We start from the raw sequence: 14570 nt of genomic DNA, 5'->3' as shown, positions 1-14570 counted from the left end.
GTTTGCAAAAAAATCGCGCAAGGCGGCTACTGCGGATGCTCCCTGTCGTATTTTTCAATGCTGGCGATAAAGGCTTCTTCCAGCGTGGGGTCTTCCACCTCGGTGCAGGATGCCTTGAGTTCGTCCGGCGTTCCCATGCTGATCATGGCTCCGCGATAGATCAGCGCGATGCGGTCGCAGTACTCGGCTTCTTCCATGAAGTGGGTCGTCACAAGCACGGCGGCCCCGGCTGTGGTCATGGCGGAAATGTGCTTCCAGAAATCCCTACGGGTGCGCGCGTCCACGCCCGAGGTCGGCTCGTCAAGAAACAGCACGGGCGGTTCGTGCAGGGTGGCGCACAGCAGGGCCAGCCGCTGCTTTTGCCCCAGCGGCAATGAGCCTGTACGGCTGCGCAGATAGGGCTGCAATTCCAGTGCCTCGGCCAGTTCGGGCAAAAGGGCGTTGCGCCGCTCCCTGGAAAGACCGTACAGCTCGGCAAAAATGGTGATGTTTTCGCGCACGGGAATATCCGGGTACAGCGAAAACTTCTGCGCCATGTAGCCCAGACGCGAGCGGGCCTCGCTGCCCGCGCTCAGCAGGTCTACCCCGTCTACGGCGCAACTGCCGGATGTGGGACGCGAAAGCCCGCAGAGCATGCGGAAGGTGGTGGACTTGCCCGCCCCATTGGGCCCGAGCAGGCCAAAAATCTCGCCGGGCCGCACATCAAAAGAAATATCGCGCGCCGCCACAAATGCGCCAAACCGTTTGGTAAGGTTGCGGGCCGAGATGGAAAAGGTCGGGCCGGAATCAGCGGGAGCAGCGGACAAAACTACGTCTGGCGAAGTGGCAGCCGCAGGAGGCGATCCTGCCGCGCCCTCATGCGCCAGAACACTGCTGCCACCGTTGCTGCCCTGAGGGCCAGAGTGACCGCCTCCGTTGTGGGCCACGTGCAGCTTGCCGTAGGGCGAAGGACTCTGGTTGATGCCGCCCACGGCGCTCATGTAGGCGTCTTCCAGCCGTGGGGAAACGGCCTCGCCGCCACGGGCCAGCACCTCGCGCCGCAGATCGTCAGGGGCATTTGCCGCCAGTACAAGCCGGATGCGGCTGCCCTGGATGAGGGCGTCCTCAATGCCGGGTCGCATGGTCCAGAGGGCCAGTTCCTTTTTATGCGTCCCTGCATCGGCCCGCAGCAGAAAAACCCGCCCTTCGGCCCGCGCGGTGAGTTCCTCCGGCGGCCCGGCAAACAGCACACGGCCACTGTCCAGCATGATCACGCCGGGGCAGCGCTCGGCTTCATCCAGATATGCGGTGGACCACACGACGGTCATACCGTCCTGACTCAAATCCTGCACCATACGCCAGAGTTCGCGGCGCGACTGCGGGTCAACGCCCACGCCGGGTTCGTCAAGCAGCAGCAGACGCGGCGAGCCGAGCAGCGCGCAGGCAATGCCCAGCTTCTGCTTCATGCCGCCAGACAGTCTGCCTGCAAGACGCTCGGTAAAAGGGGCAAGACTGGTGAACCCCAGCAGCTTTTCAAACACGCGGTCGCGTTCCGTCCCTTCAAGCCCGCGCAGGCTGGCATGCAGGCGCATGTTGGCCATGACGGAAATATCCTCGTACAGGCCAAAGCGTTGCGGCATGTAGCCTATGCTGTTGGGCTGGCTGCGCATGAGCTCTGCCGGGCTTTGCCCAAAGAGGTTTGCGCGCCCCTCGCTTGGCGGCATAAGACCCGCCATGATGCGCATGAGCGTGGTTTTGCCCGCCGCGTCAGGCCCCACCAGCCCGGTGATGCGCCCGGCGGGGATGATCGCGTTCACGCCGTCCAGAGCGGTGACGGCCTCGCGCCCCTTGCCGAAGCGCATGACCAGCCCTTCCAGACAGACGGCCTGATCGGCGGCGCTGTCGCTCATGGCGCGGGTGTATCCTGCAAAATTATGGTCACGGGCATGCCCTGCCGCATGACGTTTTCCGGATCCTGCGCCTGCACGCGCAATCGGTAGACCAGTGCAGTGCGCACTTCGCGCGTTTCAACGGTCTTGGGGGTAAATTCCGCCGTGGGCGAAATAAAGCCCACCGTGCCGGAAAAGCTCTTGCCCGGCGCGGCGTCCACCAGAATCTTCACAGGCATGCCGGGCTTGACGCGCCCCAGATTGGGTTCGTCCACATAAGCCCGCAGCCACAGGGGGTCGGTAAGGGTGAGGGTATACACGGTCTGCCCGGCCTGCACTATGGCCCCTGCCTCGCGGGCGCGGGTGAGCACAATGCCTTTTTGCGGCGCGGCAAGCACGGCATCGCGCAGCTGGATTTCCGCATGATTGAGGGCTGCGGCGGCAGCGGCCACTGCCGCTTTTTGCGCCAGCACTTCCTCTTCCCGGTAGCCGGAGAGCAGCATGTCGAGCTGATCCTGATTGGAACGCAGCTTGGCGCTGGCCTCGCTGTACTGAGCGCGGGCGTTGTCCAGATCTTTTTGCGAAATAGCGTTGGAAACGCGCATGGCCGCAACGCGGTTCAGGTTGATCTGCGCGTTTTCCGCCAGAGCGGCAGAGCCGCTCACCGCCGCGCGGGCCTGAGCGATTTCTTCCACTCGGTAACCGCGCTCAAGTCGCAACAGGGAGGCCTGCTGCCGTTCAAGTTCTGCGGCTGCCTGATCGCGCTGCTGGGTCAGCAGATCATCGTCAATGCGGGCCAGCGTCTGGCCTGGGGCAACTGCATCGCCCTCGTCAACAAGCACACTTGCAATGCGCCCGTTAACGCGAAAGCTCAGGTCAACCTGCCGTATGTCCACATTGCCGTACAGCACAAGCTGGTCACCATCGTGCCGCAGCCACTGCCACAACAAAAAAACAGCCAGCAGCACAGCCAAAGCCGCGCCAAGGCCAAAAACCTTACGGGGGACAGCCATATTCCTCCCTACGCGCAATCGCCGCAAGCGTTTGCCGCGCCAGACAGTTTTATGCCGGGGCCGTGCGCCCCGCTGTCTGCCAGAATAGCCAGTGGAGCGGGCCTTGTCCATGCTGCGCAGCACATATAATAGAACAGTTGATTTCGGCGGGTTTGTGGTGCAAGCAAAAAGAACGGAACTGCAATACAGCGCTCAGGCCTTTAACTATACCGAGGGCATCATGACAATCTTTTCGCCTGTTTTCGGCATCGCCAAAGTTACGAGGGTGACGGCGGCGCTTATACTCACCTCGATCCTTTGCGCCCCCGTCATCCACGCCGCGCAACAGCCGAAGGAATTTCCCGATCCCGCTACGGTAGAAAACATTGCCGCGCAAGGTTTTGTTTATGGCCTGCCCATAGTGATGCACTACGCCGTTACCTATGAATACTCCGTTGACACAAAGTCCCCGCAGTACAAAGCGCCCTTCAACGCCCTGCGCAACGGGGCGCGGGTGTTCACCTACAAGGACACCGTGGTCATCACGCCCAACAGCGACACGCCCTACTCCTTTGCCTGCCTTGACCTCAGGGCCGAACCGGTGGTCATTACCGTGCCGAAGGATACGGACGGGCGGTATTTCAGCGTGCAGCTTGTGGACGCCAATACTTTCAACTTTGGCTACATCGGCAGCAGGACAACGGGCAACGACGGAGGCAGCTATCTTGTGGTGGGGCCGGAATGGAAAGGCACAGCGCCTGCGGGCATGCGCGTGTTCCGCTCCAATGCGCAGTTTGCCATGGCCCTGTTCCGCACCCAGCTGTTCAACCCCGCAGATATTGAAAACGTGCTGAAATTCCAGACAGGTTACGCCGTAAAACCCCTCTCAGCCTTTTTGGGGCAGACGCCGCCTCCGGCGCTTCCCATGCCGCCCTTCCCCAACATCGGGCAGGATTTTGTAAAGCCGGAATTTTTTGATTATCTGGCCTTTGCACTGCAATTTGCGCCAGCGGGGCCGGAAGAAGTCTCCATCCGCGCCCAGCTTGCCAGTATTGGCGTGGTCGCAGGCAAACCCTTTGTATTTGATGCCCTCCCCAAGGATACGCAGGCAGCCGTGCTGCGCGGTCTGCAAAAAGGCGCTGGCATGGTCGATGCCTCCGTCACAAGGCCTGGGCTTCGCGTGAACGGCTGGAAGATGAGTTCTCCCTTTGGCAACAGGGAGTTCTTTAACGGGGATTGGCTGATGCGGGCAGCCGGGGCCAAGGCGGGCATTTACGGCAATGATGCCGAAGAAGCCGTGTACCCCATGACCAAAACTCTGGCAGACGGCAGCCCGCTGGATGGCAGCAAGCACAAGTACCGCATGACCATTCCCGCAGGGCAATACCCTCCGGCCAAGGCTTTCTGGTCTGTGACCATGTACGACGGCAATACCCAGCTGCTCATAAAAAATCCCATTGGCCGCTACCTGATCAATTCGCCCATGCTGCCGGACATGAAAAAAAATCCCGATGGCTCGCTTACCATCCTGATCCAGCGCGACTCCCCCGGCAAATCGCACGAAAGCAACTGGCTGCCCGCGCCGGACGGCCCGATCTTTCTTGTGATGCGCCTGTACTGGCCTGAAACCGAAGGGCTCTCCGTGCTGCCGCTGGGCAAGGGAACCTGGCAGCCCCCCAAGGTGGAATTGAACGACTAAACGCCCACGTAAAAGGATCATATGACCTTTCATTTCACAGTGCGCCCCGCAATCTGGGCGGTCTGCACTGTTGCCATCTGGCTGGCCCTGATGGCAGCAGCGCAGACCGCAAGGGCCGAAAACTACGGCTGGTTTTCACTGGAAGCGCCCCAAGGCTGGCAGGCCGAGGCTCCGTCAACCATGGCGGGAGCATGGGTGCTTGCGCTCACCGGGCCGGAAGAGGCTGTCCATGTGCGCATCATGGTGGGCAAAACCGCAGGGCCGCCGGATGCGGCTGACGTGGCTGGATTGCTGCGCGCCGCCGCCGGGGTGCGGGAGCCTCTGCGCAGGGCTGATGCCCAGTATGTTTTCAGAGGAAAAGACGCGGTGGGAGTGGACACGGCCTGTATCGTGGGAGCGGATCAGCAGGCGGGCGTCTACATGGCCGTGTTGTGCAGTGGTGACGTTGACCGGGCAGAAGATCTGCTGGCCGCGCTGCGCGGGGGATCAAACCCCGCAATGCTGCCCCTGCGGCATGCCGCGCGCGGGAGCATTGAACCCCGGTTTTTGCCCGCTGCCCAATAAATGGCAAGGGGCAGGCCGGAGGAAAAGACAAGAAATTACTGTTGCAGCACTGGCTTGCGGCTGCGCTGTATGGGCTTGCCCAGCCCCATGCCTTCTGTGGAGCGCAGCACCTCTGCGGCCCTGGCCTCATCGCCGCGCAGCAGCACCAGCACCACATAGAGCTTGCCAGAGCGCTCCATCTTGGTACGCATTCCCCGGCCCTCCAGACGCTGACGCAAAGAGTCCACAGCGTCCGCATCCTTGAATGCTCCCACCTGAAATACATAATCATATATTCCAGAGGACTGCGGCCTTGCAATGCCGCCCTGAGCCGCCTGCTGCCCAGCCGCGCCACCTTGCGCACCACCTTGCTGTGCTGGCGCAACCCCGGCCTGAGCCACGCCGGCAGGTTTGGGCTGCACTGGCGTCATGGGCGGCAAGGGTTTAAGCGGGGCATCGCCCGTGGCGGCATCGTTGCGCAGTACTCTGGCAAAACGCAGTTCCTCGGCGGTCAGCACTTTTTGCTTGGGCTCGCTTGCTCCCTCATCTGCGCTGGAGGCTTGGTCGCCGCCCACGGCATGCGGGTCATCATCCGGCGTGGTTGCGAATGAAGGGGCGCTTGCCGCAGACGTGCCCGACCTGACCGCAATGGGTTGCGGATGCGCCTTCCAGTAGGCCCTGCCGCTCATAACCCCGCCAAGGTATGCCAGCACCACTGCCGCCACCACCAGAAAGCCCGCCGCCAGCAAGGATGAAGGGCGCAGGCACAGGCATTTTTTATCATTTGCCTGATCGGATGAAGGCTGACGGGTTGCAGGAGGCATGGAATCTCCGGATGTTGGGGTTTGCTGCGGTAATCGTGCGCAGGGAGGGACAGAAAGAACGTCGGCGCGGGCAACCATATCAATGCATGGCGCTGGCGTAAAGTACGCCAGTAATCTGCACGACAGATCACTGCAAACACTGTCCTATATAGTCTTTTGCAACCAGAGCTTCCGTAGCCGCTTGCGGGCCTGCCCTGCGCTCTGCTATCATGTCGACACAAGTTGCAAACATGGAGTACGCCATGACCAAGGATGTATGGTTTCTTCGCATATACGCGGCCATCTGTCTTGTGCTGGCCGGAGCGATCATTGCTGGCGCGGCCTCTGCCGCCCATATAGCAAAACCCGGCCCTGAACCGCAAATCCTCACCATTATCAACGCCACAGGCGAAGATATTCTGAGCATGGGCTTTCAGACTGGCCGCAGTATGCATTTTGTGCGGTTCGACATGCCCCCCGCCGGGCGGGACGACATTGAAAACCCCGGCGCGGTCGCCAACCTGCGCGTGGACACGGGCCTTGCCCTGTGGATTTTCAAGGATGTGCCGCTGGGCAAGGCGCAAAGCGTGACCCTGCGCATGGACGAAAAACCCGTGCTGGAATTCGCTATTTCCAAGGGCGAACAGCAACGCCTGACCGGCGAAGCGCAAAGCCTGCTGCCGGGGCCGGATGCTGGCCCGGTATGCGCGCTTGACCGTTTTCGACCCGGCATGCCCATGAAGGACGTTTGCACTCTGCTGAGCGCCACGCCGCAACGTGACGACAACGATGCAGTGCTTGCCAGCCTTGGCTTTGCGGGTATGGTCTGGGCCGCGCGGCTTGAGCCCGCCCAGCGCGGGGAAAAGCCTTCAAGCAAGACTCCCCTTGTGCTTGACCACATGGAACTGCGCCGCAAGCTGGACCAGGAAACCCTGGACAAACTGCTGAACGCCCTTTACGAGCAAAAATACAGCCCGTGGCAGGCCGAATTGCCGGGGCTGGATATCAACTTTACCCAAATGCCGTCCATGGATCTGAACAAACAGAAGGACATGCTGCGGCAGGTGCTTGAGTATTTCATGTCTGCCAGCAAGGGCGAAGCCACCATCATGCTCGCCCCCACAGAAATGCTGCCCAAACTTGCGGATGCCGATGCCCCGAGCAGCGACGTGCAGCTGTTCACCATCACCCTGCGTCCGGCTTCAAAAAATCTTGTGGTGGATGTTGCCGCCTATCAGGAAAGCGAAGAATCAAGATAAATTGTCGTTAGAATATTCCAGAGCCTGTCAACCAGACGGTCTGAAAACAAAAAAGGCATCCTCAGCCAAAAGCCGGGGATGCCTTTTTGAATTTTCAATCAGGCGGGGCTGTTTAAAGCCTGCCTTCCTTCTTGGCGGCGCGCATGCTCCGCAGCCAATTGTACCAGCCTTCAAGGCCATCGCCTTTTCTGCAGGAAACTTCAAAGATATCCAGATCCTTATTGAGCTTCGTGGCAAAATTGCGGGCGCGCGCAAGGTCAAAATCCACGTAGGGCAGCAGATCAACCTTGTTGAGCACCATGGCCTTGGCAAGGTTGAACAGCAGGGGGTACTTTTCCGGCTTGTCGTCACCTTCGGCAACGCTCAGCAGGGCGACCTTGGCGTCTTCGCCGCAGTCAAATTCCACAGGGCACACCAGGTTGCCCACATTTTCGATAAAAAGGATGTCCACGCCGGTGAGGTCAAGGCTTTCCAGCGAGGTCAGGATCATGTTGCTGTCGAGGTGGCAGCCGCCGTCTGTATTGATCTGCACGGCCTGCGCGCCAGTGGCGGCAACGCGGCGGGCATCGTTATCTGTCTGTAGGTCGCCTTCCACCACCGCCATGCGGAATTCTCCGGCCAGATCGCTCAGGGTGCGTTCCAGAAGGGTGGTTTTGCCCGCGCCCGGCGAGCTGATGAGATTCAGCGACAATATTCCCTTTTCGGTAAGCAGCCGACGCACGTTATCGGCCATTTTTTCGTTGGCTTCCAATACATTGCGAACCACAGGAATTTGCATTCAATTCTCCTTGCTTGCCGTCGGTACGGCGTGGTCATGAGCCAGAAAGATATGACAAAGGCAAAGACGGCAGTGAAAGGAGCAAACCAGCCCCCTGGAAAGTCAGAGGGCAAAGGGGTTAGCTGGCTTCCAGACGGTTAAGATAGAGTTCTCTGCCCTGCTCAACCACATGCCCGAACTGCTCGCCGCAATCGGGACACGGCAGCCAGAGAGCATCCTGCCCCTCCCCGCCAAAAACTTTACCGCAGGCGGAGCAGCGCAGCCTTAGCGGAAGCTCTGTAAGCTCCAGGCGCGCGCCTTCGTGCGGGGTACCCTGCACCATGACCTCAAAACAGAATTGCAGCGACTCGGGCACAACACCAGAGAGTGAACCGTACGTGACGTTCACAACTTCCAGACGAGTGCAGCCCTGACGGGCTATTTCATCCTCAGCCATCTGCAACAGGCTTTGTGCTATGGACATTTCGTGCATGGGGTCATGCTAGCCCAAAGACCCGGCCCCGTAAAGGCCAGAAGCGAATCTTGCTATTCGACGCAAATAATGTACATTTTGCACATGCGTCGCTCAAAATTTTCTGGCGTCTTCTCATTCTCTGCCGACTGGACAGAGAGCCGCAGCAAAACGCACTACTTCGTCTGGGAGCTTCCAGACGGAGCCTTTGCGGTGCAGGAACTCAACGCCGCGTTCCAGCCTGTGGCAGAAGTGGAACGCATAAACGCAAAAACCTTTTCCCAGTCATTCAAGGCAGAGCACAATATTTTGGCAATGCCGGTGATCACGCCGGACCTCAGCCATTTTGAATCCGCCCCGCCCGCGCCAGCCCCCCTACAACCGGATGCTGCGGCAGCACAACCTGCCCGCAAGGCTGGCGCACCCAAGGCCAAAGCAGGAAGCACGCCGCTCCAGACGCTTTCAAAGGCCAAACTGCCCGAATCTGTGGAAGTGGCCCCCGAGCAGCCCGACATGGGGCTTATTCCCTTTCCTTCCCGCACCGCCACCGGCGTTACAGCTGTTCACTATGACGAAGGCCCAGCGCCTGCCGCTGACGCTACAGCTGCCCCTGCTACTGGCGCTGCCGCTGCCGCGCCCAAGAGGGCCTACGACCTTGAAGCCGCCCGTAAGGCCAAGGTCGTGGAGTCAAAGCTGCGGGAGACTTTTCGCCAGACATTGCTGCGCCTCAAGCGCCCGCGCGAGCGCAAGGCAGCACTGCTTGCCCTTGAGCAACTGGCGCAGACCAAGGACGGCATCATACCCGCCCACAAGCATATGTTCCGTGATTTTGGCGTACGTCTGCGCCAGAATTCCCAGCCCGACCTCGCCCTGCTTTTTTCACGCAAGGCAGTGGAACTGGCCCCCGAGGACGATCACGCCCACTTCAACCTGGCGCGCATTCTCTGTTCGCTTGGCCTGTATGACGAAGCCGCCACCCACATCGGCACGGCTTTGAGCATGTCCAGCGGAGAGCCTCTCTACTTCAAGTTGTTGGAACACATCCGCGAACTCAAACGCACGCGCAGTGCTGGCAAGCCCACGCCCCAGCGCTGAGCCGCTGTTCCAACCCAAGTCATTGGCAGGAGCCTTTTGGCATGAACAAAGTAATTCTCGGTCTTCTTGTAGCAGTGTGCGTTCTGGGCATGGCGCTTATCATGCTCAATGAACGCATGCGCAAGCCTGAACCAGCAAATCCTGCAGGCATTATCGCGCCTGTCACTTCCCCGGATGCGGCTCCGCCCGCTGATGCTGGCAACCAGTCCGCCACGTCTCCTTCCCTGCATCTGCCCCCGCAGACGCAGAGCGGCATTCCTGATCTCAACGCCAGCGGCGAAGCCCCGGCCCGTGCGCCCATCCCCAGTCTGAAACCGGAGGAAAAAAGCGCCCCGGCAAGCAATATAGCCGCTGCCGAACCCCAGCCAGCCGTTGCCAAGCCCGTGGTGCAGCCCAAGCCTGCGACCCCTGTTACAGAAAAGACAGCGCCAGCCGCAGAACCCGCCAAGGAAAAAGCCGCCAAGGCCGCGCCGCAGCACAAAAACATCACCAAGTTTGTGGTTCTTGCGCGTGATAAGGGTGCAACAGTGCGCCTCGTGGGTGCTGCGCCCATTGCCTACAAAAACATGCAGCTCAGCGGCCCTGAGCGTCTGGTTATTGATCTGGACGGCAAGTGGCAAGTTAAAGCGCCCGGCGTACCCAAGAACCCTGCGGTGACCAATGTGCGCATTGGCAAGGGCGATGACAAAACGCGCATTGTCATTGACCTGACGGGCAAAATTCAGCCCAAGTTCACGCTTTCAAAAGATGGCCACACTCTGGACATCCGCCTGGATCATTAGGGCATGACCGGGCGGCCTACGCCGCCCAGCTTCATCAAACATCTCCGCAGACAGAAAAACCGGCTGTTGTTGTGCAACAGCCGGTTTTTATTTTCATTCCCTACAAGGCGGAACAGTTCGTATCGGGCCAACAGCAGCTGGCGGCTGGCCTCAGTTTTCCATTTCCTTGCCGCGCGCGTTGGCGGCCAGCACAGATTCCACCAGCAGGCCTGCAAGGCCTGCGCGGTCAAGCACGTTCACGCCCGCTATAGTCACCCCGCCGGGGGAGCAGACCTCGTCACGCAACTGCATGATGGGCGAGGAGCTCTGCTCGACCATTTTGGCGCATCCGCCAAAAAGGGCCGTGAGCATCTCGCGCGATTCCTTGTGCTGAAAACCAAGGGTAACACCGGCCTGCACCAGCCCCTGCATCATGGCAAACACATAGGCAGGCCCGGCCCCGATAAGGGCTGTGAACGCCGTGAACTTGCTTTCCGGCAGTTCCACGCACACGCCCAACGCGCTGAACAAAGCCTGAATGTCGGCCTTGCTGGTTTCGGGCAGGTCAGGATCGTCAAAGCAGAGGGCGAACACGCCCATACCCACAAGGGCCGGGGTATTGGGCATGCAGCGCACCACTGGGCAACGCCCTTCAACTGCCTCGGCGAGGCGCTGGAGGCTCACGCCAGCTGCTACGGAAACCAGGGTTTTCCCGGCTGTCAGCTCTGGGCGCATCTGTGCAAGCACCTCTGCCGCCTGATAGGGTTTAACGCCCAGTACCAGCACATCGGCGGCCTGCGCCACGGCCTGGGGGCTTTCCATCACACGCACGCCAAGCTCTTCAAGCGGGCGCATGCGTGAAGCGGTTCTGTTGAAACCGCACAGTTCGTAGCCGCCCTTGCGGGCAAGCCCGGCCATGATGGCCCCGCCCATGTTGCCGCATCCGACACAGCCGATTTTGAGCGCCATGATATTACTCCGTGATTTCCAGGCCGCTGAAGAAGTAGCCTATTTCAAAAGCCGCAGTTTCAGCGGCGTCCGAGCCGTGAACAGCATTGGCTTCCAGGCTTTGGCCATACTTGTGACGCAGGGTGCCGGGCTCTGCCTGAGCCGGATTGGTGGCCCCCATGAGGGCGCGCCAGCGGGGCACCGCGTCTTCGCCGCGCAAAACAACGCAAACCACCGGACCGGAAGACATGTAGTCCGTCAGGCTATCAAAAAAAGGGCGCTCGCTGTGGACGGCATAAAAGCCCGCAGCCTGGGCCTTGGAAAGGCGCAAGCGCTTGAGAGCCACAATTTTGAGGCCGGAAGCTTCCATGGCAGCCAGAATTTCCCCGGTCAGATTGCGCGAAACTGCGTCAGGCTTGATAATGGCGAAAGTGGATTGCATGCTTACTCCTTTTCCATGTTGTTGTTAGCAGAATAAGAACGCGCCGCAACGGCGGCTCCGTCCTGGGCCAGTTTCCAGAGTATGCGCCGCAAGGGCACCACCGCCACGCCATCCTTGTCCTGCCAGTCGCGCAAGGCGCGCAGGGTTTCAGGATAAGGATGACCAATGGCCACAGCCATGCCTTGAGCGCGGGCGCGGGCTGCCGCCGCGTCAAGCGCAGACAGAATGGCCGCAGTGTCGCGGCGCGTATCCAGAAAAACATCACGTGCAAGGCCGACCAGCCCCGCCTCTCTGGCTGCAAGTGCCAGCTGGGGGTCTGGGCGCGTCACACTGTCGAGCACGGCGAGCCCTCGCCCGCCAAGCATGCCGCACAGCGTTCTGCACAGCGAAATATCACCAGTAAATGCCGAGCCCATATGGTTGTTGAGGCCAATGACCGAGGGTAAAATCCGCAGATTTTCCTCAAGCACCGTCTGCACCTCCTGCGCGCTCATACTGGTGAGCAGCGCTCCGGGGCCAGGATCCGGCCTGCCATGCAGGGCCCGTGGCAGGGCCTCCATGGGCTGGTGCAACAGGCAATCAAGCCGCCGGGATGCCGCAAGCACGGCGGTTTCCTGCGCATGAGGCGATCTGGGCCAGATGGCCAGAGTCACCGGAAATAACAGCGAGGAAAGAGCTTCTGCGGATTCAAGCTTCTGGCCCATGTCATCAATGACAACAGCCAGGGCCTCCGGCGGCAGAGGTTGTGCCAAATCTGAAAGCTGCCCCTCCCGACCAGGGAAGCTAACAACATAGTATACCAGATGATTGAGTAGGACTTCAAGCGTTCCTTGCGATGTCCAGCGCACCTCGGCGCGCACTCCTGCCCTTTCCAGAACGGGGTTTTGACCGCGCAGCCCCTGAAGCAGAGCCAGCCCTAGGCGCAGTGGCGCGCACGGGCCGCTGACGGTGAACTGCCGCAGATCCGCCGCGCTGGCATATGCCGCCTGCTCTGCGGAAGCGGTGAAATTGGGAGGAATGTTTTCCCCGGCGGGAAATTGCGATGTTTCGGCAGGCAAATTTTCTTGCAAAGCGAGCTGTTGCCACTGCGCCTGAGGCAAGGCCAGCGGGAGCGCACGAGCAAACAGCGCATCTACGCTTTCCAGAGCCAGCGCCCTGTCAAAACCCTGCCAACTGGCTCGTGCGCCTGCGGATTTGTGGGCAACAGCAAAGGGTAAAACCCCGCCCGACGCAGCCTCCTGCTCCTTGGACGGAGCTTCCAGTTGCCAATATACCCAGCAGGATACAGCCAGACTGCATAAAAGCCACAACAAACCGCCCATGGCAAGCTGTGCAGATGCAGACAGCCCTCCGGCGAACCGCAGGGGCCCGACCAGAAGGCTGTCTGATAACTTTGTGTCGCGCAAAGGCAACACCCTGTTTATTCCTGCCCGCCCGCCTTACGCGGTTACGGGGTTAATTCCTGATTTCCCGCATTTTGGGGAGGCTCTTGACCATTTGCAGGGCCATGCGCAACTGGTTGTCGCGCGCGAGCTGCTCGGCGGCATCTTCCTTGCCGTTCTTGGCCTTGGAAGATTTTTTGTCCTTGCCGTTTTCAATGTGACGGTTCAGATCCTGCTCGCGCACCATAAGGCGGGAGTTATCCTTGTCGTCCGTGCGGGGGGCTTCAAACGGCACTTCCACATCAGGCACAACGCCTTCGGCCTGAATGGAGCTGCCGTTGGGCGTGTAGTACAGGGCAACCGTAAGCTTGAGGCCGGAGCCGTCTGAAAGCGGGATGATGTTCTGCACGGATCCTTTGCCGAATGAACGCTCACCCACTGTGAGGGCGCGCTTCTGGTCGCGCAGGGCGCCAGCCACAATTTCAGAAGCGGAGGCGGAACCAGCGTTGATCAGCACCACCATAGGCGCATGAATGTCATCGCCCTGCTTTTTGGCTTCGTACACACGGTCAGTATTGTCACGCCGTCCCTTGATGGAAACGATGACGCCCTTGTCGAGGAACGTGTCAGAAACACTCACAGCCTGATCAAGCAGCCCGCCGGGGTTATTGCGCAGGTCAAGCACAATGCCCTTGATGCCGCCGGAATTCTTGGTTTCCTTTTCTGCCGCCTTAAGAGCATCGCGCAGTTCTTCGGTGGTGCGCTCAGAAAAACGCGTGAGGCGAATCCAGTAATATCCGTCCTCGAGCTTCTTGGACTTCACGCTGATTAGCGGAATGGCATCGCGCACAAGGCGGACAGTCTGCGGGGCCTTGGCGTCGCTGTGCAGGATGGCAAGCTCCACCTCCGAACCCTTGGGGCCACGGATGCGGGAAACAACTTCCTGCAACGAGAGTTCCTGCGCGGGCTGCCCGTTGATGGACAGTATAATATCGCCAGACTTGAGCCCGGCCCGGTAGGCGGGGGTGTCCTCAATGGGGGTCACCACCGTAACCTGGCCGTTTTCCATAGAAATTTCTATACCAATACCAAAGAATTCGCCGGAGGTGGTCTCCTGCATTTCTTTGTATTCTTCGGCGTTCATAAAGGTGGAATGCGGGTCAAGGCCCTGAAGCATGCCTTTGACCGCGCCATTGATAAGGTCGCCCTGCGTCACATCACGCACGTAATAACGCTCCACCAGATCAAGAACCTGGCTGAAGCGCTTGAGCGCATCAAACTTACTGGGGGCTTCCTTGGACGTTTCCTTTTTTTCGGCGCACTGGGGAGCGCCCGGCAGGGCGACCATGCCGCCCACGGCAAGCAGAAGCACAAGAAGGCTAAGACGGACAAGAAGACGCATAACAACGATCTCCACGCGGACGTAATGAACGAACACAGCGCCACAAGCCCAAAAAGCCGCAACGCAGGGGGTGCTGCAACGCCAGCCAATGGAGGGGCCGCGCACCAGCCGGATAGTGCCCCTTTTCAAGCTAAATTGCAAATCAAA

Annotated in this window: 14 protein-coding genes; 5 read left to right on the top strand and 9 right to left on the bottom strand. The window is 60.0% G+C overall.

Translation table 11 applies throughout. From position 1 onward, the window contains the following. Positions 1–26: 26 nt before the first annotated feature. A complete protein-coding gene (locus tag JMF94_RS04765; protein ID WP_240824011.1) occupies positions 27–1889 on the bottom strand; it encodes an ATP-binding cassette domain-containing protein in 1863 nt (620 codons plus the stop codon). After that, positions 1886–2881, bottom strand: a complete 996-nt coding sequence (locus tag JMF94_RS04760) for an efflux RND transporter periplasmic adaptor subunit (RefSeq protein ID WP_240824009.1) — start codon at positions 2879–2881, stop codon at positions 1886–1888. Before JMF94_RS04760 ends, JMF94_RS04765 begins: the two co-directional genes overlap by 4 nt. A gap of 109 nt (positions 2882–2990) precedes the next feature. Between JMF94_RS04760 and JMF94_RS04755 the strand changes: the two genes are divergently transcribed. Further along, complete coding sequence (locus tag JMF94_RS04755) at positions 2991–4559, top strand: DUF1254 domain-containing protein (protein ID WP_240824007.1); 1569 nt, start codon at positions 2991–2993, stop codon at positions 4557–4559. Positions 4560–4580: 21 nt separating this feature from the next. Then, entirely contained in the window at positions 4581–5123 is a 543-nt protein-coding gene (locus tag JMF94_RS04750) for a hypothetical protein (protein ID WP_240824005.1), read from the top strand. 35 nt (positions 5124–5158) lie between these two features. On the opposite strand, the gene JMF94_RS04745 is transcribed toward JMF94_RS04750, so the two are convergent. Next, the gene (locus JMF94_RS04745) at positions 5159–5926 is read right to left on the bottom strand and encodes an SPOR domain-containing protein (protein WP_240824004.1); all 768 of its coding nucleotides are present in this window, start codon (positions 5924–5926) and stop codon (positions 5159–5161) included. 209 nt (positions 5927–6135) lie between these two features. Between JMF94_RS04745 and JMF94_RS04740 the strand changes: the two genes are divergently transcribed. Continuing rightward, positions 6136–7164: a peptidoglycan glycosyltransferase gene (locus JMF94_RS04740; RefSeq protein ID WP_240824002.1), complete on the top strand. Its 1029-nt coding sequence runs from the start codon at positions 6136–6138 to the stop codon at positions 7162–7164. A 112-nt stretch (positions 7165–7276) separates the two neighbouring features. Here JMF94_RS04740 and hypB read toward each other — a convergent pair whose 3' ends face one another. Further along, a complete protein-coding gene (gene hypB / locus JMF94_RS04735; protein ID WP_192113905.1) occupies positions 7277–7942 on the bottom strand; it encodes a hydrogenase nickel incorporation protein HypB in 666 nt (221 codons plus the stop codon). A 118-nt stretch (positions 7943–8060) separates the two neighbouring features. Beyond that, on the bottom strand, positions 8061–8405 hold the full coding sequence (locus JMF94_RS04730) for a hydrogenase maturation nickel metallochaperone HypA (RefSeq protein ID WP_240824000.1): 345 nt from the start codon (positions 8403–8405) through the stop codon (positions 8061–8063). A gap of 93 nt (positions 8406–8498) precedes the next feature. Here JMF94_RS04730 and JMF94_RS04725 point away from each other — a divergent pair, with 93 nt between their 5' ends. Both JMF94_RS04725 and JMF94_RS04720 read left to right on the top strand, forming a co-directional pair. Then, the gene (locus JMF94_RS04725; protein ID WP_240823999.1) at positions 8499–9488 is read left to right on the top strand and encodes a tetratricopeptide repeat protein; all 990 of its coding nucleotides are present in this window, start codon (positions 8499–8501) and stop codon (positions 9486–9488) included. A 41-nt stretch (positions 9489–9529) separates the two neighbouring features. Then, positions 9530–10270 (top strand): AMIN domain-containing protein, encoded by a 741-nt coding sequence (locus JMF94_RS04720; protein ID WP_240823998.1) that lies wholly within the window; start codon positions 9530–9532, stop codon positions 10268–10270. Between the two features lie 150 nt (positions 10271–10420). On the opposite strand, the gene proC is transcribed toward JMF94_RS04720, so the two are convergent. From proC to JMF94_RS04700, 4 genes are all read right to left on the bottom strand, one after another. Then, positions 10421–11218: a pyrroline-5-carboxylate reductase gene (gene proC, locus JMF94_RS04715; protein ID WP_240823997.1), complete on the bottom strand. Its 798-nt coding sequence runs from the start codon at positions 11216–11218 to the stop codon at positions 10421–10423. A gap of 4 nt (positions 11219–11222) precedes the next feature. Beyond that, positions 11223–11639, bottom strand: coding sequence for a nucleoside-diphosphate kinase (gene ndk, locus JMF94_RS04710; RefSeq protein WP_192112524.1), 417 nt, complete (start codon positions 11637–11639; stop codon positions 11223–11225). A gap of 2 nt (positions 11640–11641) precedes the next feature. Further along, positions 11642–12961 (bottom strand): divergent polysaccharide deacetylase family protein, encoded by a 1320-nt coding sequence (locus JMF94_RS04705; RefSeq protein ID WP_240823996.1) that lies wholly within the window; start codon positions 12959–12961, stop codon positions 11642–11644. A gap of 133 nt (positions 12962–13094) precedes the next feature. After that, positions 13095–14423 carry a S41 family peptidase gene (locus JMF94_RS04700; protein WP_240823995.1) on the bottom strand — a complete coding sequence of 443 codons (1329 nt, stop codon included), beginning with the start codon at positions 14421–14423 and terminating at the stop codon, positions 13095–13097. Between the last annotated feature and the right edge of the window lie 147 nt (positions 14424–14570).

Source organism: Desulfovibrio sp. UIB00 (assembly GCF_022508225.1).
Classification (GTDB): domain Bacteria; phylum Desulfobacterota; class Desulfovibrionia; order Desulfovibrionales; family Desulfovibrionaceae; genus Desulfovibrio.
This window is presented reverse-complemented; position numbering and strand designations above follow the sequence as displayed.